The 17,265-nt window shown below is 58.5% G+C and carries 18 protein-coding genes; 12 read left to right on the forward strand and 6 right to left on the reverse strand.

Annotation, left to right across the window (positions count from 1 at the left end; all coding sequences use genetic code 11):
• Nucleotides 1-87: 87 nt before the first annotated feature.
• The 4 genes from mreD to csrD form a co-directional block, all read right to left on the reverse strand.
• Nucleotides 88-576: a rod shape-determining protein MreD gene (gene mreD, locus EGY12_RS04940; RefSeq protein WP_004936918.1), complete on the reverse strand. Its 489-nt coding sequence runs from the start codon at nt 574-576 to the stop codon at nt 88-90.
• The gene (mreC, locus tag EGY12_RS04945; RefSeq protein WP_049201456.1) at nt 573-1,598 is read right to left on the reverse strand and encodes a rod shape-determining protein MreC; all 1,026 of its coding nucleotides are present in this window, start codon (nt 1,596-1,598) and stop codon (nt 573-575) included. The genes mreD and mreC overlap by 4 nt, the downstream gene beginning before the upstream one ends.
• A 94-nt stretch (nt 1,599-1,692) precedes the next feature.
• The gene (gene mreB / locus EGY12_RS04950; RefSeq protein WP_003855260.1) at nt 1,693-2,736 is read right to left on the reverse strand and encodes a rod shape-determining protein MreB; all 1,044 of its coding nucleotides are present in this window, start codon (nt 2,734-2,736) and stop codon (nt 1,693-1,695) included.
• Nucleotides 2,737-3,149: 413 nt separating this feature from the next.
• Nucleotides 3,150-5,084 (reverse strand): RNase E specificity factor CsrD, encoded by a 1,935-nt coding sequence (gene csrD, locus EGY12_RS04955; RefSeq protein ID WP_123892758.1) that lies wholly within the window; start codon nt 5,082-5,084, stop codon nt 3,150-3,152.
• Nucleotides 5,085-5,289: 205 nt separating this feature from the next.
• On the opposite strand from csrD, the gene EGY12_RS04960 reads away from it, so the two are divergent.
• From EGY12_RS04960 to fis, 11 genes are all read left to right on the forward strand, one after another.
• Nucleotides 5,290-6,267, forward strand: coding sequence for an MDR family oxidoreductase (locus EGY12_RS04960; protein WP_123892759.1), 978 nt, complete (start codon nt 5,290-5,292; stop codon nt 6,265-6,267).
• A gap of 157 nt (nt 6,268-6,424) precedes the next feature.
• Complete coding sequence (gene msrP / locus EGY12_RS04965; protein WP_123892760.1) at nt 6,425-7,426, forward strand: protein-methionine-sulfoxide reductase catalytic subunit MsrP; 1,002 nt, start codon at nt 6,425-6,427, stop codon at nt 7,424-7,426.
• Nucleotides 7,427-8,026 (forward strand): protein-methionine-sulfoxide reductase heme-binding subunit MsrQ, encoded by a 600-nt coding sequence (gene msrQ / locus EGY12_RS04970; RefSeq protein ID WP_123892761.1) that lies wholly within the window; start codon nt 7,427-7,429, stop codon nt 8,024-8,026.
• 287 nt (nt 8,027-8,313) lie between these two features.
• Nucleotides 8,314-8,766, forward strand: coding sequence for a type II 3-dehydroquinate dehydratase (aroQ, locus tag EGY12_RS04975; protein WP_123892762.1), 453 nt, complete (start codon nt 8,314-8,316; stop codon nt 8,764-8,766).
• Between the two features lie 32 nt (nt 8,767-8,798).
• Nucleotides 8,799-9,266 carry an acetyl-CoA carboxylase biotin carboxyl carrier protein gene (gene accB, locus EGY12_RS04980; RefSeq protein ID WP_019453176.1) on the forward strand — a complete coding sequence of 156 codons (468 nt, stop codon included), beginning with the start codon at nt 8,799-8,801 and terminating at the stop codon, nt 9,264-9,266.
• 12 nt (nt 9,267-9,278) lie between these two features.
• On the forward strand, nt 9,279-10,628 hold the full coding sequence (gene accC, locus EGY12_RS04985; RefSeq protein WP_004936886.1) for an acetyl-CoA carboxylase biotin carboxylase subunit: 1,350 nt from the start codon (nt 9,279-9,281) through the stop codon (nt 10,626-10,628).
• Nucleotides 10,629-10,779: 151 nt separating this feature from the next.
• On the forward strand, nt 10,780-11,022 hold the full coding sequence (locus tag EGY12_RS04990; RefSeq protein ID WP_004936865.1) for a YhdT family protein: 243 nt from the start codon (nt 10,780-10,782) through the stop codon (nt 11,020-11,022).
• Complete coding sequence (gene panF, locus EGY12_RS04995; protein WP_123892763.1) at nt 11,012-12,457, forward strand: sodium/pantothenate symporter; 1,446 nt, start codon at nt 11,012-11,014, stop codon at nt 12,455-12,457. The genes EGY12_RS04990 and panF overlap by 11 nt, the downstream gene beginning before the upstream one ends.
• Nucleotides 12,458-12,468: 11 nt before the next feature.
• Nucleotides 12,469-13,350 carry a 50S ribosomal protein L11 methyltransferase gene (gene prmA / locus EGY12_RS05000; protein ID WP_033636181.1) on the forward strand — a complete coding sequence of 294 codons (882 nt, stop codon included), beginning with the start codon at nt 12,469-12,471 and terminating at the stop codon, nt 13,348-13,350.
• A gap of 392 nt (nt 13,351-13,742) precedes the next feature.
• Nucleotides 13,743-14,747 carry a tRNA dihydrouridine synthase DusB gene (gene dusB, locus EGY12_RS05005; protein WP_046897213.1) on the forward strand — a complete coding sequence of 335 codons (1,005 nt, stop codon included), beginning with the start codon at nt 13,743-13,745 and terminating at the stop codon, nt 14,745-14,747.
• The gene (fis, locus tag EGY12_RS05010; RefSeq protein WP_000462905.1) at nt 14,729-15,025 is read left to right on the forward strand and encodes a DNA-binding transcriptional regulator Fis; all 297 of its coding nucleotides are present in this window, start codon (nt 14,729-14,731) and stop codon (nt 15,023-15,025) included. Before dusB ends, fis begins: the two co-directional genes overlap by 19 nt.
• Nucleotides 15,026-15,105: 80 nt before the next feature.
• Here fis and EGY12_RS05015 read toward each other — a convergent pair whose 3' ends face one another.
• Both EGY12_RS05015 and EGY12_RS05020 read right to left on the reverse strand, forming a co-directional pair.
• Nucleotides 15,106-15,324, reverse strand: a complete 219-nt coding sequence (locus EGY12_RS05015) for a hypothetical protein (RefSeq protein ID WP_123892764.1) — start codon at nt 15,322-15,324, stop codon at nt 15,106-15,108.
• A gap of 161 nt (nt 15,325-15,485) precedes the next feature.
• On the reverse strand, nt 15,486-15,827 hold the full coding sequence (locus EGY12_RS05020; RefSeq protein ID WP_016930249.1) for a hypothetical protein: 342 nt from the start codon (nt 15,825-15,827) through the stop codon (nt 15,486-15,488).
• 257 nt (nt 15,828-16,084) lie between these two features.
• On the opposite strand from EGY12_RS05020, the gene lpxO reads away from it, so the two are divergent.
• Nucleotides 16,085-16,990, forward strand: a complete 906-nt coding sequence (lpxO, locus tag EGY12_RS05025; protein WP_123892765.1) for a lipid A hydroxylase LpxO — start codon at nt 16,085-16,087, stop codon at nt 16,988-16,990.
• Nucleotides 16,991-17,265 lie beyond the last annotated feature (275 nt).

Here is a 17,265-nt window from a genome sequence, read left to right on the forward strand (position 1 = left end):
AACCCAGTCACTTGGTAACTCAAGCTCCTGGGTATTCACTCGGTTGCCGCCTTGCTGCAACTCGAAATCTTTTGGGTATAAATACCCTTACTGTACGGCGAACTGACGGCGGATTTTGCGCATCAACAGGAATAACCACGGCCACAAAATGCCGTTTACCACACTACTCCAGAACACCTCTGGGCGGAAAGAGACGTTGATCACTAAAAACTCAGCCCAGAACACCACCACGTCCATCGACAGCGACAGCAGCACGACGATCAGCGCCTGTTGCCACAGCGCCATATTGCGGAACAGTTGGAATTTGAACGCCACCAGGTAGGCGATGATGCCCAGCGCCAGCGCGCGCACGCCCAGCGTGGAACCGAGGATCAGATCCATGATCAGCCCCAGCACGAAGCCGGTGCCGACGTTGACCCGGTGCGGCAAGGCCATCACCCAGTAGATCAGGATCAACACCAGCCAGGAAGGCCGGAACATGTAGATTTGCTCCGGCCACGGCATGATTTGCAGCACCAACGCCACCAGGAACGACAGCCAGATTATCCAGCGCCCGTGGCTGCGGTAGCTGTTCATTGCACCACTCCCGCTGCGGCAGGCTGAGCTGGAGGCTGGGCAGACGCCGGAGCGGCGGTTTGCGGCGCCACACCGGTAGCCGGAGCCGGCAGCTGCGGCCCGACCGAGCCGGCAGGCGGCAGCACCTGCGGCATCATCTGCATCAGGCGCTCATTGGCCACGCGGTGCACTTCGTCCGGCGGCAACGGCATATCGCCGTTGCGATCGGCGCCCCACAGCAGCAGCAGGTAGCGCAAGCGCTGCAGACCGGCGGTCGGCCGCGCCTGAATCACGGTGTAAGCGCGCTGGTTGTCGACTTTGACCGAGGAGACCACCGCCACCGGATAGCCTTCCGGGAAGCGGCCGCCGAGGCCGGAGGTCACCAGCACGTCGCCAACGCGGATATCGGTGTTGTTCGGCAGGTGCTCCAGCTGCAGGTCGTCGGCGCAGCCGCTGCCCGCGGCAATCACCCGTATATCATTGCGCAGCACCTGGATCGGCAGCGCGTGCGAGGCATCGCAGATCAGCAGCACGCGGCTGGTCACCTTCGCCACCGCGACCACCTGACCGACCACGCCTTTGTCGCTGATCACCGGCTGGCCCTCATAGACGCCGTTATCCGACCCTTTGTCGATCACCACCTGATCGCTGTAAGGATCGGAACCGGTGGAGATCACCTGGGTGACCATCTTGTGTTCGTCCTGGCGCAGCGGAGAACCCAGCAGCTCGCGCAAGCGGGCGTTTTCCTGCTTGAATTGGCCAAGAAGAAGAATATCGCTGTTTTTCAGCAGCAGTTCCTGCCGCAGAGCTCGGTTTTCCAGCTCCAGCTGTTGGCGGGTGGCCAGCGTTTCTGACACGCTGTCCAAAACTTTACGCGGCCCGTTGGCCAGAAAATAGAAAGGGCTGACTGCGGTGTCCATGTAGTTGCGTATCTTCACGAACGTACCGAGCCGGCTGTCGGCAACGATCAGGCCAATGGCCGCAATCACCGCCAAAAAAAGTCGCAGTTGCAGGGAAGGCCCCCTGCTAAAAATCGGCTTCATAAATTATGCGAGTTCCTCGACAACAGAAAGAGGAACCGTACCCGATTTTCGCTGTGCGCATTCATCCGATACGATTCCTCCTTCCAGGGGCTGACTATTCTTCGCTGAACAAATCGCCGCCGTGCATGTCGATCATTTCCAACGCCTTGCCGCCACCGCGCGCCACGCAGGTCAACGGATCTTCCGCCACTACGACCGGAATGCCGGTTTCTTCCATCAGCAGGCGATCGAGGTTGCGCAGCAGTGCGCCACCGCCGGTCAATACCATGCCGCGTTCGGAAATGTCGGAGGCCAATTCTGGCGGGCACTGCTCCAGCGCAACCATCACCGCGCTGACGATGCCGGTCAGCGGCTCTTGCAGGGCTTCGAGGATTTCATTGGAGTTCAGAGTAAAGCCGCGCGGTACACCCTCGGCCAGGTTACGGCCACGGACTTCAATTTCACGCACTTCGTCGCCCGGATAGGCAGAACCGATTTCGTGCTTGATGCGCTCGGCGGTCGCTTCGCCGATCAGCGAGCCGTAGTTGCGGCGCACATAATTGATGATGGCTTCATCGAAACGATCACCACCGATGCGCACGGAAGAGGAGTACACCACGCCATTCAGCGAGATCACCGCCACTTCAGTGGTACCGCCACCGATATCCACCACCATGGAACCGGTCGCTTCGGAGACCGGCAGACCTGCGCCGATCGCTGCCGCCATCGGCTCTTCAATCAGGAACACTTCACGCGCGCCGGCACCTTGGGCGGACTCGCGGATAGCGCGGCGTTCAACCTGGGTCGCGCCGACCGGCACACAGACCAGCACGCGCGGGCTTGGGCGCATAAAGCTGTTGCTGTGAACCTGCTTGATAAAGTGCTGCAGCATTTTTTCGGTCACGAAGAAGTCGGCGATCACGCCGTCTTTCATCGGGCGAATAGCCGCGATGTTGCCGGGGGTGCGGCCCAGCATCTGTTTGGCGTCATGACCGACGGCCGCTACGCTCTTTGGGGAGCCGGCACGATCCTGGCGAATGGCAACCACCGAAGGTTCATTCAGTACGATGCCTTGCCCTTTAACATAAATCAGGGTATTGGCGGTACCCAAGTCGATGGACAAGTCGTTGGAAAACATGCCACGAAATTTCTTAAACATAACGAAAGGATAATCCTGCAAGCTGGGGGCGGAAAATAAAATCCGCCTACTTTACCAACCACACGAAGCAGCGACAAGGCGCAAAAACGTTCTACTTCGGTGAAAAATAGTCTGTATTGTTTCTGCTCGAATGCACGGAAATTGGATGAGGCCTGAATTCCCTGAACAAAGGCTCAGTTTACCACCCTGTCAACGCACGAAACGGCGTAACACAGCTCATAAAATCTAACATATTCCCTGATTGCCGCCGATGGTAAGCACCTACCAACGTCAACCAGATAAAAGCTGACAAGAGCCTATCTCAAATAGGCGTCGTTGTCGCAGGCAGATTGGAGAAAACTCCAAAATGACGGGTGACATGGCCCAGATGGATCCGGCGCTCATTCTACGTCAATTATTGTCCGGCAATCAGCTTAAACGCGATAACGACGTGAATATTTTTTACGCCCCACGTCGATCGGTTCCGGCGCCGCGAAAAAGTCGCCCTGCCCACCGTGAATGCCACGCTCTTTCAGCGTCTGCCACTCATTACGCGTGCGTACGCTGGCAGCGAACACCTGCGCGTGCGTGCCCGCGCAGGCGCCGGTGAGGCTCTGCACGAACAGCTGATTCTCGTCCCGCTTGTCGATACTCCGCACCAACCCCGGGTGGAGCTTGACGATCTCCACCTGCAACGACTTGATATAGGATGTACTGACCACGGTTAAACCCGCTTTGGACACCGCAAGGCGGCAGCCCAGCCCTGACAACAACCTCAGCACCGGACGCAAACGGTCGATATGTTGACACACATCTGCCTCCGCAAGTTCAATCAGAATTCGCCTACGCTGACTTTTTTCGCACTGCAACAGCGTATCGCGCAGCCAACGCTGGAAAGAACGCTGCAAAATCGAGTCCACACAGAGCGGGAACGCCAGCGTTTCCTCAGGCCATTGCGCCAGCAAGGGGATGATGCGGCTCACCTGTTGGCGGTCGTAACTTTCCGCCAACCCCAGCTGCTGCACCAGCGGCATATACTCCGACGGCAGCAATTCCTGAGTGCCATCATAAATCCGGCTCATAATCTCGCGGTGGTGTACCTCGCCTGCTACGGTCACCGCCGGTTTCTGATACAGCCGCGGGCCGCCGCGCGCCAGCACCTGTTCCAGCAGCGTGCGCCACTTGACGCTGCCGCGCCCCCTTTCCGGCACCTGACTGTCATACACATACCAGCCGTTTTCGCCCTGCAGCGTGGCGTGGCGCGTCGCCTGCTCCGCGTAATCGATCACCTGCTCCGTGGTTTGGCCGCTGCGGTACGCCACGATGCCGATGTGCAGGAAGGCCTCACGATCGATCAGCGCCGTGGAAGGCAAGGCATCGATGGCGTTGACCAGCTGTGACGCGATGCCGTCAGCCTCCTTCAGGGTTCGATGCGGCAACAGCACGGTAAAATCGCTGTGGAAATAGCGCGCCAGCAGCGCCGACGGGTAACGCATCACGAAGGTAGACAGCAGATTGACCAGCGAATACATCAGCTCCTGCACCGCCACGCTGCCGTGCGTGTCGCGCAAGGTCTCAAAATCGGGCAGCCGCACCATCATCACAATGCCGTGCGAACCTTCGTCTTCCAGCTGAGTGGTCAATTGATTATCGAAGAACAGGCGATTATTCAGCCCGGTTTTGGCGTCCTGCGCGGCGAAGGCGCGGATCAGCGTATCGACCCGGCTGCGCTCTTCCCGCGCTTCCGCCAGATCGGCCAGCAGGCGGTCGAGCGCGCCGCTGACGTTGGCCGGCCACTCACGCACGTCGCCCTGCATAACGTTTTCGCGCTCTCCGTTCAGAATGCGCCGCGCGCGGCGTTCCAGACGATCTTCGCCGTCGGCCTGCTCACGCAGCCAGCGCAGGCTGAACAGTAAAATCACCACCATGACGACGATCGACAGCGTGACGGCGGCGGTGGATTGCAGCGTGCGCACGTCGCTGGCGAAGGGATCGAGGTAGGTAATGTACAGCGTACTGCCCGGATGTTGCAGCAATGGCCGCGAGACCTGACGATAGCCGTTCAGCGCATCCCAGGGCTCTTTTTTCAGCGTCGGCAATTTATAATTGAGGAGTTGACTGGTGCCGGCCTCTACGCGGATCGACACAATGCCGAGCGGGCGCATGACGATCGGCAACCATTTCTCCTGATCGCGCGGCGACTCGCGCAACATGGCCTGATCGAGGGAGGTGACCAGCGAATCAAAGCGACGCTCCTGGCGATCCTGGGTAACGTAAAAGAAGCTGTATGAGCATCCCATCAGCATCAAAAACATCGCCAGCGCGACCAACAGAGTGATCAATGCAGAGAGTTTGGTGGTAAATCGCATCCCTGTGCCTTGTCCGCTATGGTTAAGTGAGTGTTCACCCTTTAGCTAAAAAAGGGCCGTCCAACCCTAACAAGCCTTGCCGAGGAATAAAACCTGCAAGCGTCATTTTTGTCCTTTATCAGGACTTGGGCCGCTTATTATGCATATAGTCAAATAAATGCGATTCAGCCATTGATAGAAAAGTGTAAACGAGAGGAAGAGTGACATGCGTGCACTGTTATTGGAACAACAAAACGACCAAACTCTGGCTCAAATCAAAGATATCGGCAGCGATCGGTTGCCGGAAGGCGATGTCACTGTCGACATCAACTGGTCCAGCCTGAACTATAAGGATGCGCTGGCGATCACCGGCAAAGGCAAGATCGTGCGCAACTTCCCGATGGTGCCGGGCATCGACTTCGCCGGCACCGTGCGCCACAGCCGCGACGATCGCTTCAAAGAGGGACAAAGCGTGGTGCTCACCGGCTGGGGCGTGGGGGAACATCACTGGGGCGGCCTGGCCGAGCAGGCGCGCGTCTCCGGCGAGTGGCTGGTGCCGCTGCCGAATGGCCTGGATGAGCGCAAGGCGATGATCATCGGCACCGCCGGCTTTACCGCCATGCTGTGCGTCATGGCGTTGGAGGAAGGCGGCGTGCACCCGGACGACGGCGATATCCTGGTTACCGGCGCCAGCGGCGGCGTGGGCAGCACCGCCATCGCCCTGCTGGCGGCGCTGGGTTACCGGGTGACCGCCATCAGCGGCCGCGACAGCAATACCGACTATCTGAAAACGCTCGGCGCCAAAGAGGTGATGTCGCGCGATGGCTATATCGACACGCCGCGCCCGTTGGAGAAACAGCTGTGGGCCGGCGCAGTGGACACCGTCGGCGACAAACTGCTGGCGCGGGTGCTGGCGCAGATGAACTATAACGGCACCGTCGCCGCCTGCGGCCTGGCGGGCGGTTATCAACTGCCGACCACTGTGATGCCGTTCATTCTGCGCAACGTGCGTCTGCAGGGCGTGGATTCGGTGCATACGCCGCTGCATCGCCGCCAAACCGCCTGGGAACGACTGGCCGGTATTCTGCCGGACAGCTTCTATCAGCAAGCCACGCATGAAATCACCCTCGAGCAGGCGCCGGCCACCGCCGCCGCACTGCTGAACAACCAAATCACCGGTCGTACCCTGGTGAAAATCCGCTGACCTTACTCCCCCCGGCAACGGGGGGATCGCCCGCTTCTGCGAAATTTCATATTTTCCCGCGCCCCCTCGCTTCCGGCCGGCTTTAGCGCCATGCTTATTTCATGGAGACCCGTTAGCCGCTCGCTGGCGGCGGGAATCAGTCGCGGAGAGCATAAGCATGAACAAACACCCCAAATTGACCGAGGCCGACGTCACGCCGGAGAGCGTGTTCCACCAGCGGCGCAAAGTGCTGCAGGCGCTCGGCATCACTGCCGCATCGCTGGCGCTGCCTACCGGCGCCCAGGCAGACCTGCTGTCGTGGTTCAAGGGTAACGATCGCCCCAAGGCGCCGCCGGGCAAAGCGCTGGAATTCAGCAAACCGGCCGCCTGGCAGGCGCAGCTGGCGATGACGCCGGAAGACAAGGTCACCGGCTACAACAACTTCTATGAATTCGGCCTCGACAAGGCCGATCCGGCCGCCAACGCCGGCGGGTTGAAAACCGAAGGCTGGAAAGTGCGCATCGACGGCGAAGTGGCAAAGCCGATAACGCTGGATATCGACGATCTGATGAAGCGTTTCCCGCTGGAACAGCGCATTTACCGCATGCGCTGCGTCGAGGCCTGGTCGATGGTAGTGCCGTGGATCGGTTTCGAACTGGGCAAGCTTCTCAAGCTGGCCGAGCCGAACAGCAACGCGCGCTACGTGGCCTTTCAGACGCTGTACGATCCGGAGCAGATGCCCGGCCAGAAAGATCGCTTTATCGGCGGCGGCCTGAAATATCCCTACGTCGAAGGGCTGCGGCTGGACGAGGCGATGCATCCGCTGGCGCTGCTGACCGTCGGCGTGTACGGCAAAACCCTGCCACCGCAAAACGGCGCGCCGCTGCGGCTGATCACTCCGTGGAAATACGGCTTTAAAGGCATCAAATCGATCGTGCATATCCGTTTGGTACGCGATCAGCCGCCGACCACCTGGAACCAATCCGCGCCGAACGAGTACGGTTTTTACGCCAACGTGAACCCGCACGTCGATCATCCGCGCTGGTCGCAGGCCACCGAGCGTTTCATCGGCTCCGGCGGCATTCTCGACGTCAAACGCCAACCGACGCTGCTGTTCAACGGCTATGCCGACCAAGTGGCGTCGTTGTATCGCGGCATGGATCTGCGGGAGAATTTCTAAGTGCGCCTGACGCCTGTTCATATCAAATGGCTGAAAGCCGCCCTGCATTTGGTGGCATTCTTGCCCTTTCTCTGGCTGGTGCTGGCGGTGGATCAAGGCTGGTTCAGCGCCGATCCGTCCAAGGACATCCAGCATTTTACCGGCAGGATGACGCTGAAACTGCTGCTGGCCACGCTGATGATCGCCCCGCTGGCGCGCTATGCCCGTCAGCCGCTGCTGATCCGCTGCCGCCGTCTGGTGGGACTGTGGTGTTTTGCCTGGGGCACGCTGCACCTGATAAGCTACTCCACGCTGGAGCTTGGGCTGAGCAACCTCAGCCTGTTGGGCAGTGAGCTGGTGAACCGGCCTTATCTGACGCTCGGCATCCTCACCTGGCTGATTCTGCTGGCGCTGGCGGCCACCTCGACGCTGTGGGCGATGCGCAAACTGGGCGCCAAATGGCAAACGTTGCATAACTTCGTCTATCTGGCGGCGATCCTCGCCCCCATCCACTACCTGTGGTCGGTCAAAACGTTTTCCCCCCAGCCGTTCATTTACGCGCTGGTGGCGGTGGCGCTGTTGGGCCTGCGTTACAAGAAATTCCGCGCCTGGTGGCGCTGAATCGCACGGCGGCGCGCGCCATCGCTGCGGAAAAACGCGCGCCGCCGGCGGGAACTTTTTCTGTGTTCCAGCGCTCATATTCCTGTCACGGAACCCCATGTTCGTCGATTTGGGGTTGAATATCTTCGCTGATAAGACCAGTATTTAGCTGCGAATTGCTACGATATCGTTATAATGCCCGACCTTGTTTCTGTTCTCAGGGTGAATTTGCCCCTTAACAGGTGACAAATCGGTAACATCGGGTTATTTTCTACGATGATGGTTTTATTGCCGGAGATACCAGCACAATGGCGGATAAGTTTCACATTTTGCTTCTGAACGGCCCCAATCTCAATCTGCTGGGGACGCGTGAGCCGGAGAAGTACGGCAGCACGACGCTGACAGAGATTGTTAACGGATTGGAAAACCAGGCATCCGCATTGGATATTACCCTGAGCCATCTGCAGTCCAACGCCGAGTATCAGCTGATCGATCGCATCCATCAGGCGCGCGGCAATACCGATTTCATTCTGATAAACCCGGCGGCGTTCACGCACACCAGCGTGGCGCTGCGCGATGCGTTGCTGGCGGTGCAGATCCCGTTCATCGAGATCCACCTGTCCAACGTGCACGCCCGCGAACCTTTCCGCCATCACTCTTATCTCTCAGACGTAGCGGTAGGCGTGATTTGCGGCCTCGGCGCGGATGGCTACGCTTTCGCTTTACAGGCAGCGGTTAACCGTCTGTCGAAAACCCACTAATTGCTCCACAAAAAGAGTACGGAATCACACTCATGGATATTCGTAAAATCAAGAAACTGATCGAACTGGTTGAAGAATCAGGTATTTCTGAACTGGAAATCTCTGAAGGCGAAGAATCGGTTCGCATCAGCCGCGCCGCACCGGCGCAGGCTTATCCAGTCATGCAGCAGGCATACGCGATGCCGGCACAGCAGCAGCCAGCTCTGGCTACCGCCGTTGCCACCGCACCTGCGGCAGAAACTCCTGCGGCACCGGCGGCCATGAGTGGCCACGTCGTTCGTTCTCCAATGGTAGGCACCTTCTACCGTACCCCAAGCCCAGACGCGAAAGCCTTCGTGGAAGTGGGCCAGAAAGTGAACGCCGGCGATACCCTGTGCATCGTTGAAGCCATGAAAATGATGAACCAGATCGAAGCGGACAAGTCCGGCGTCGTGAAAGCCATCCTGGTGGAAAACGGCCAACCGGTCGAATATGACGAGCCGCTGGTCGTCATCGAATAACGAGGCGCCCCCATGCTTGATAAAATTGTTATCGCCAACCGTGGCGAGATCGCGCTTCGCATCCTGCGTGCCTGTAAAGAACTGGGCATCAAGACCGTTGCGGTTCACTCCGCGGCCGACCGCGATCTGAAACACGTTCTGCTGGCCGACGAGACCGTCTGCATCGGTCCTGCGCCATCGGTAAAAAGCTACCTGAACATCCCGGCCATCATCTCTGCGGCGGAAATCACCGGCGCGGTGGCGATCCACCCAGGCTACGGCTTCCTGTCCGAGAACGCCGACTTCGCCGAGCAGGTTGAACGCTCCGGCTTCATCTTCATCGGCCCGAAAGCCGAAACCATCCGCCTGATGGGCGACAAGGTTTCCGCGATCAACGCCATGAAGAAAGCCGGCGTGCCATGCGTGCCGGGCTCCGACGGCCCGCTGACCGACGACATGGATAAGAACCGTGCCTTCGCCAAGCGTATCGGTTATCCGGTGATCATCAAGGCGTCCGGCGGCGGCGGCGGCCGCGGCATGCGCGTTGTGCGCAGCGACAAAGACCTTGAGCAGTCCATCAACATGACGAAAGCGGAAGCCAAAGCGGCTTTCAACAACGACATGGTGTACATGGAAAAATACCTGGAGAATCCGCGCCACATCGAGATTCAGGTATTGGCCGACGGCCAAGGCAACGCCATCTATCTGGCCGAACGCGACTGCTCCATGCAGCGCCGCCACCAGAAAGTGGTCGAGGAAGCGCCGGCACCGGGCATCACCAGCGAAATGCGCCGTTACATCGGCGAGCGCTGCTCGAAAGCCTGCGTGGAAATCGGCTACCGCGGTGCGGGCACCTTCGAGTTCCTGTATGAAAACGGCGAGTTCTATTTCATCGAAATGAACACCCGTATTCAGGTAGAGCACCCGGTTACCGAAATGATCACTGGCGTGGATCTGATCAAAGAGCAGCTGCGCATCGCTGCCGGTCAGCCGCTGTCGATCAAACAGGAAGAAGTGAAGATCCACGGCCACGCGGTGGAATGCCGTATCAACGCCGAAGATCCGAACACCTTCCTGCCGAGCCCGGGCAAGATCACCCGCTTCCACGCGCCAGGCGGTTTCGGCGTGCGTTGGGAATCTCATATCTACGCCGGTTATACCGTACCGCCGTACTATGACTCCATGATCGGCAAACTGATCACCTTCGGCGAAAACCGTGACGTGGCGATTGCCCGCATGAAGAACGCCCTGGCTGAACTGATCATCGACGGCATTAAAACCAACGTTGAGCTGCAGCAGAAGATCATGAACGACGAAAACTTCCAGCACGGTGGCACCAACATCCACTACCTGGAGAAGAAGCTGGGTCTGCAGGAAACCTAAGCAGGCAGGCAGCATCGTCTGACGAAAGGCCGGTTAATCACCGGCCTTTTTCTTTGGCGTTGCCGCCAGTAACGGCTTGGCAAAACGCCGTCATGCCGTAAAATTCCCTACTTTTGATGAATCCATCACCGTAAACCTATGGGAGACACTGATGGACAAACGTTTTATCCAGGCGCACCGCGAAGCGCGCTGGGCGCTGGGGCTGACGCTGCTCTACCTGCTGGCCTGGGGGCTGGCGGCCTACCTGCCGGACAGCGCTATCGGCGTCACCGGCCTGCCGCATTGGTTCGAAATGGCCTGCCTGCTGGTGCCGCTGCTGTTCATCGGCCTATGCTGGCTGATGGTGCGCACGGTATTCCGCGACATTTCCCTGGAGGATCGCGATGCAAACTGAAGTGATCCTGCCGCTGGTCGCCTACCTGCTGCTGGTGTTCGGCCTGTCGGTATACGCCTATCGCCGCCGCCAGAACGGGAATTTCCTCAGCGAATACTTCCTCGGCAACCGTTCGATGGGTGGCTTTGTGCTGGCGATGACCCTGACCGCCACCTACATCAGCGCCAGTTCGTTTATCGGCGGCCCCGGCGCCGCCTACAAATACGGCCTGGGCTGGGTGCTGCTGGCGATGATCCAGCTGCCGGCGGTGTGGCTGTCGCTCGGCGTGCTGGGCAAGAAGTTCGCCATCCTGGCGCGGCGCTACAACGCCATCACCCTCAATGACATGCTGTACGGCCGCTACCAAAGCCGCATGCTGGTGTGGCTGGCCAGCCTCAGCCTGCTGGTGGCGTTTCTCGGCGCCATGACGGTGCAGTTTATCGGCGGCGCCCGCTTGCTGGAAACCGCCGCCGGCATTCCTTACGACACCGGCCTGCTGATCTTCGGCATCAGCATCGCGCTGTATACCGCCTTCGGCGGCTTCCGCGCCAGCGTGCTGAACGACGCGATGCAGGGGCTGGTGATGCTGCTCGGCACCGTGCTGCTGCTGGTGGCGGTGATCCACGCTGCCGGCGGACTGGACAGCGCGGTGAGCAAGCTGCAGCAGATCGATCCGGCGCTGGTGTCGCCGCAGGGCGGCGATCAGATCCTCAGCCTGCCGTTTATGGCGTCGTTCTGGATCCTGGTGTGCTTCGGGGTGATCGGCCTGCCGCACACCGCCGTGCGCTGCATCTCCTACAAGGACAGCAAGGCGGTGCATCGCGGCATTCTGCTCGGCACCGTGGTGGTGGCGGTGCTGATGTTCGGCATGCACCTGGCCGGCGCGCTCGGCCGCGCGGTGTTGCCGGATCTCAAGATCCCTGATCAGGTGATCCCGACGCTGATGATCACCGTGCTGCCGCCGTACGCCGCCGGGATCTTTTTGGCGGCGCCGATGGCGGCGATCATGTCGACTATCAACGCCCAACTGCTGCAATCTTCCGCCACCATCATCAAAGATCTCTACCTTGGCGTGCGGCCACAGCAGATCCACAACGAACGGTTGATCAAGCGCTTCTCCAGCCTGACCACGCTGATCCTCGGCCTGCTGGTGCTGCTGGCCGCCTGGCGGCCGCCGGAGATGATCATCTGGCTCAACCTGCTGGCTTTCGGCGGGCTGGAGGCGGTGTTCCTGTGGCCGCTGGTGCTGGGCCTGTACTGGGAACGCGCCAATGCTCAGGGAGCGCTTAGCTCAATGGTGTCGGGTGCGGTATGCTATACGCTATTGGCCAGCTTCAACCTGCAGCCGGCGGGGCTGCATCCTATCGTGCCTTCGCTGTTGCTCAGCCTGTTGGCGTTTTATCTCGGTAACGTCGTCGGCGAAAAGCGCCGGGCGGCGTCATCATTACCCTCTTGAAGAGAATTGTTATGCCTTGGATCCAACTCAAACTGAACACCACCGGCAGCCAGGCGGAAGACCTGAGCGATGCGCTGGTGGAAAGCGGCGCCGTGTCGGTGACCTTCCAGGACACCCACGACAACCCGGTGTTCGAGCCGCTGCCGGGGGAAACCCTGCTGTGGGGCGATACCGACGTGATCGGCCTGTACGACGCGGAAACCGATATGGCCGAAGTGGTGGCGATGCTGGAACAGCACCCGCTGCTGGGCGCCGGATTCCGCCACAAGATAGAACAGCTGGAAGACAAGGACTGGGAGCGTGAGTGGATGGATAACTTCCACCCGATGCGCTTCGGCGAGCGTTTGTGGATCTGTCCGAGCTGGCGTGATGTGCCGGATCCCGACGCGGTCAACGTGATGCTCGATCCGGGCCTGGCGTTCGGCACCGGCACTCACCCGACCACCGCGCTGTGCCTGCAGTGGCTGGACGGCCTCGATCTGGCCGGCAAAACCGTTATCGACTTTGGCTGCGGTTCCGGCATCCTGGCAATCGCCGCGCTGAAGCTGGGTGCAGCGCGCGCTATCGGCATCGACATCGATCCCCAGGCCATTCAGGCCAGCCGCGACAACGCGCAGCGTAACGGCGTCTCAGAGCGTCTGGAGCTGTATCTGCCGAAAGACCAGCCGGCGGACCTTCTGGCGGACGTGGTGGTCGCCAATATCCTGGCCGGCCCGCTGCGCGAGCTGGCGCCGCTGATCGGTTGCCTGCCGAAGGCCGGCGGCCATCTGGGGTTGTCCGGCGTGCTGGCCAGCCAGGCCAGCAGCGTTGCGCAAGCCTATGAAGAAAAGTTCACGCTCGACCCGGTCGCCGAGCGTGAAGAGTGGTGCCGCATCACCGGTCGCCGCAAGTAAGCGTCACGGTATATTGCCCCTCAGCCACCGGCCCTGCGCCGGTGGATTTTTTTTGCCTGGCGATCGGCCCGCGGGCGAGACAAAATTTTATGCACTTTTTCGCCGCTCAACGACGGATCGCCCTGACAATGCGCCTTCCAGGCAGGCTATCTCGGTAAAAAAAGCGTGTGAATGCAGATAATATCCTGCGCAAAGGCGAATATTTTTCCGCACACAAAATAAGCACTTTTCGTCAACTCATTGTAAAATATATATAATATTTTTATAAATCATCGCATAGCGTATTTTTCGTCCTAAAATCGGGCTGATTGGTTAAAGTTTGGCCTTTCATCTCGACGCAAAAATGCGTAATATACGCGCCCTTGCGGACACAGTATGGTCACTCTTTGTCTATGCGCATTGGACACCACCAGCTTACTAATTGCCTGATTGCGGCCCCGATGGCCGGTATTACAGATCGCCCGTTCAGAACCCTCTGTCATGCAATGGGTGCTGGGATGGCTGTATCCGAAATGCTCTCCTCCAACCCGGAGGTGTGGCGGACGGATAAGTCGCGTCTGCGTATGGTGCATAGCGATGAACCTGGGATTCGCTCCGTGCAGATTGCCGGATGCGATCCTGATGATATGGCCGCCGCCGCGCGTATCAACGTGGCCAGCGGCGCGCAGATCATCGACATCAATATGGGATGCCCTGCCAAAAAAGTGAACCGGAAGCTTGCCGGGTCCGCCTTGTTGCAGTACCCGGATCTGGTTAAACGGATCCTCCACGCGGTGGTTGACGCGGTGGATGTGCCGGTAACGCTGAAGATTCGCACCGGCTGGGCGCCAGAGCATCGTAACTGTGTAGAGATTGCCCAACTGGCCGAAGACTGTGGTATTCAGGCCCTGACGATTCACGGCCGAACCCGCGCCTGTCTGTTTAACGGCGACGCGGAATACGACAGCATTCGGGCAGTTAAGCAGAGTGTTTCCATTCCGATTATCGCGAATGGGGATATTACTGACCCGCATAAAGCCAGAGCAGTGCTCGACTACACCGGGGCCGACGCCCTGATGATAGGCCGCGCTGCTCAGGGGAGACCCTGGATCTTCCGGGAAATCCAGCATTATCTGGACACTGGGGAGCTGCTGCCGCCGATGCCGCTTGGCGAGGTGAAGCGCTTGTTGATTGGGCACATTCGGGAATTGCACGGCTTCTATGGCCAAGGCAAGGGATTCCGGATTGCTCGTAAGCACGTGTCCTGGTATCTCCAGGAACACGCTCCGAATGACCAGTTTCGGCGCACATTCAACGCCATAGAGGATGCCAGCGAACAGCTGGAGGCGTTGGAGGCATATTTCGAAAATCTTAGCGTAAAAAAAGAGCTGACAGAACTATGTTCGAACAACGCGTAAATTCTGACGTACTGACCGTTTCTACCGTTAACTCACAAGATCAGGTGACTCAAAAGCCTCTGCGTGACTCGGTTAAACAAGCACTGAAGAACTATTTTGCTCAACTGAACGGTCAAGACGTAAATGACCTGTATGAGCTGGTACTGGCTGAAGTTGAACAGCCACTGTTGGACATGGTGATGCAATACACCCGTGGCAACCAGACCCGCGCAGCCCTGATGATGGGCATCAACCGCGGCACGCTGCGTAAGAAGCTGAAAAAATACGGCATGAACTGATACTAGTCAGTTAACGTGTTGAAAAGGCGCTTTATCTCATTTGATAAGCGCCTTTTTCTTTTTCTTTTTCTGGCCTGTGCCTACATTGGCGGGGCTTTACGCGGAATGCGCTTATCAATATATCCGGCAATGAAATAGCAAATACCCGCCACGCCCGCGATCATCACGTAGCGCTTCCACCCGTCCAACTCCACACCCAGGCTATCCAGCCCGCTCAACACCACAAACACCAGCAGACCAAGATAACCGATGCTCTGCCTGTCCAGGTTGGCGGAGGTGTAAATAAACGCCTTACCCAATAGGGCCTCATAGGGCTTCCTTCTTACTTACGACGGAGTCACCAATCGATGAAGGATACTCTCACGTTTTAATCAGGGCGACAAAGCACGACATCAGCGTGGCGGATTATAACCATAAAAAAAGGCCGGAAACCCGGCCCTCTTGTTGTGACGACAGCAAATTACTCGGTCGCTTTGTTCTTGAGGCTTTCCGCCCCTTGCTTGGTCTTATCCCAAGCCTTCTCCGTACCCTGTTTGGTGGAGTGCCAGGCCTTTTGCGAGCCTTCGCTCACTTTGCTGCCGACGCTGTCGCTTTTGCCTTCGGCGGCGTGCTTGGCTTTCAGCTTCAGCTCTTCACCTTTGTCCTGAGACTGGTGCAGCTTTTCTTTGGCGGTATCCGCCCCTTTGTGCGCTTCGGCAACGACCTCGTTGCTGGCGTGAGCGGCGGTATCGGTCGCGGTTTCAGCGGCAAACACCGGGGAAGCGAGCAGCAGTGCAGACAATGCAATGATTGATTTCTTCATAAGTCCCTCTTTTCTCAGATACGTGCCATTCGTCATGAAATAAGATGGCACATAACACCGTGCAAGAAACCTAAGAATAGTACGAAACTCAAAAACACCAACACAAAACTTCAACCAGAAAATATTTGTTAACTTTTTATGCTATCAGCGCCAAAAAACGGCGAAATGGCACGAAAAAGTTAAATTTTTTCTGTCACAAAACTATAATTTTTACGTTTTTTACCTCGTAATAACCAGTAATGACAGGGATGGATTCTATGGTTGCCGTCATCATCATAGGCATTTTTATCATCAGCTTCCTTTATGCCCACTCGCGGGGCAAGGAAAAACAAAAGGTTACCCGCCAGCTGTTCGATCACTCCACGTTTATGGGGCCGATCAACATGTTTATGACCGGTTTCTCCCGCTTGCCCGCCAAACAGCCTTATTTCGACGAAAAGGGCTTCCCGGAGCTGCAAACGTTGACCGACAACTGGCAGGTGATCCGTGAAGAAGCGGTGCGCCTGCAGGATCACATCAAAAAGGCCCAGTCGCACAACGACGCCGGGTTCAACACCTTTTTCAAACGCGGCTGGAAACGTTTCTACCTGAAGTGGTACAGCGACAGCCACCCTTCGGCGCAGGCGCTGTGCCCGCAAACCGTGGCGCTGCTCAACCGCATTCCGTCGGTCAAGGCGGCGATGTTCGCCGAACTGCCGCCCGGTAGCCATTTGGGTAAACACCGCGACCCTTACGCCGGCTCGGTGCGCTATCACCTGGGGCTGATGACGCCCAACGACGATCGCTGCTTCATCGAAGTGGACGGCGAACAGCACAGCTGGCGCGACGGCGAGGCGGTGATCTTCGACGAAACCTACGTGCACTGGGCACAGAACGCCACCGACCAGACGCGTATCATTCTGTTTTGCGACGTCGAGCGGCCGATGAAGTGGCGCTGGGCGCAGGCGGTCAACCACTGGGTCGGCGCTACGCTGATGTCTGCGGCCAGCTCGCCGAACGACGACCAGGACCGTACCGGCGGCATCAACCGCATTTTCAAATACGTCAACGCGGTGCGCGATGCCGGCCAGCGCCTGAAAGCGCGCAACCGCCGGGGTTACTACCTGCTGAAATGGCTGGTGATCGCTGCAATCTTCGCCGCCATCATCCTCCCCAGCCTATAAAACGGCCAATCTTCAACTGAGGGGCAACGCGAATGAGATTATTCGCATGCCCCTCTTCCGCCACACCCCGTACCCTGTGCTAGCATAAGCATTCCTAGAGCCGCCTCCGCTGGCCAACAGCTATCCCTCCGAAGCCTGATAGCAGCGCAAACCGCCCTTCGAATGTAAATGTTTAGTCAATTATGGAATCCCGACTAAACCCTGGTCGTACCCGGGTGTCTGAGTGGTCGTATCGCTATCGAGTGGAACCTTTATGCGTTACAGCTTGCTGCCCC

Source organism: Serratia sp. FDAARGOS_506 (genome assembly GCF_003812745.1).
In the GTDB taxonomy this organism is placed as follows: domain Bacteria; phylum Pseudomonadota; class Gammaproteobacteria; order Enterobacterales; family Enterobacteriaceae; genus Serratia.

What these genes read in the sequence shown, in the direction of transcription:
- prmA (WP_033636181.1), top strand. Translation starts at nt 12,469, where the DNA reads ATGCCTTGGATCCAACTCAAACTGAACACCACCGGCAGCCAGGCGGAA.
- lpxO (WP_123892765.1), top strand. Translation starts at nt 16,085, where the DNA reads ATGGTTGCCGTCATCATCATAGGCATTTTTATCATCAGCTTCCTTTAT.
- EGY12_RS05020 (WP_016930249.1), bottom strand. Translation starts at nt 15,827, where the DNA reads ATGAAGAAATCAATCATTGCATTGTCTGCACTGCTGCTCGCTTCCCCG.
- csrD (WP_123892758.1), bottom strand. Translation starts at nt 5,084, where the DNA reads ATGCGATTTACCACCAAACTCTCTGCATTGATCACTCTGTTGGTCGCG.
- msrP (WP_123892760.1), top strand. Translation starts at nt 6,425, where the DNA reads ATGAACAAACACCCCAAATTGACCGAGGCCGACGTCACGCCGGAGAGC.
- dusB (WP_046897213.1), top strand. Translation starts at nt 13,743, where the DNA reads ATGCGCATTGGACACCACCAGCTTACTAATTGCCTGATTGCGGCCCCG.
- accC (WP_004936886.1), top strand. Translation starts at nt 9,279, where the DNA reads ATGCTTGATAAAATTGTTATCGCCAACCGTGGCGAGATCGCGCTTCGC.
- panF (WP_123892763.1), top strand. Translation starts at nt 11,012, where the DNA reads ATGCAAACTGAAGTGATCCTGCCGCTGGTCGCCTACCTGCTGCTGGTG.
- mreB (WP_003855260.1), bottom strand. Translation starts at nt 2,736, where the DNA reads ATGTTTAAGAAATTTCGTGGCATGTTTTCCAACGACTTGTCCATCGAC.
- aroQ (WP_123892762.1), top strand. Translation starts at nt 8,314, where the DNA reads ATGGCGGATAAGTTTCACATTTTGCTTCTGAACGGCCCCAATCTCAAT.
- accB (WP_019453176.1), top strand. Translation starts at nt 8,799, where the DNA reads ATGGATATTCGTAAAATCAAGAAACTGATCGAACTGGTTGAAGAATCA.
- fis (WP_000462905.1), top strand. Translation starts at nt 14,729, where the DNA reads ATGTTCGAACAACGCGTAAATTCTGACGTACTGACCGTTTCTACCGTT.
- mreD (WP_004936918.1), bottom strand. Translation starts at nt 576, where the DNA reads ATGAACAGCTACCGCAGCCACGGGCGCTGGATAATCTGGCTGTCGTTC.
- mreC (WP_049201456.1), bottom strand. Translation starts at nt 1,598, where the DNA reads ATGAAGCCGATTTTTAGCAGGGGGCCTTCCCTGCAACTGCGACTTTTT.
- EGY12_RS04960 (WP_123892759.1), top strand. Translation starts at nt 5,290, where the DNA reads ATGCGTGCACTGTTATTGGAACAACAAAACGACCAAACTCTGGCTCAA.
- EGY12_RS04990 (WP_004936865.1), top strand. Translation starts at nt 10,780, where the DNA reads ATGGACAAACGTTTTATCCAGGCGCACCGCGAAGCGCGCTGGGCGCTG.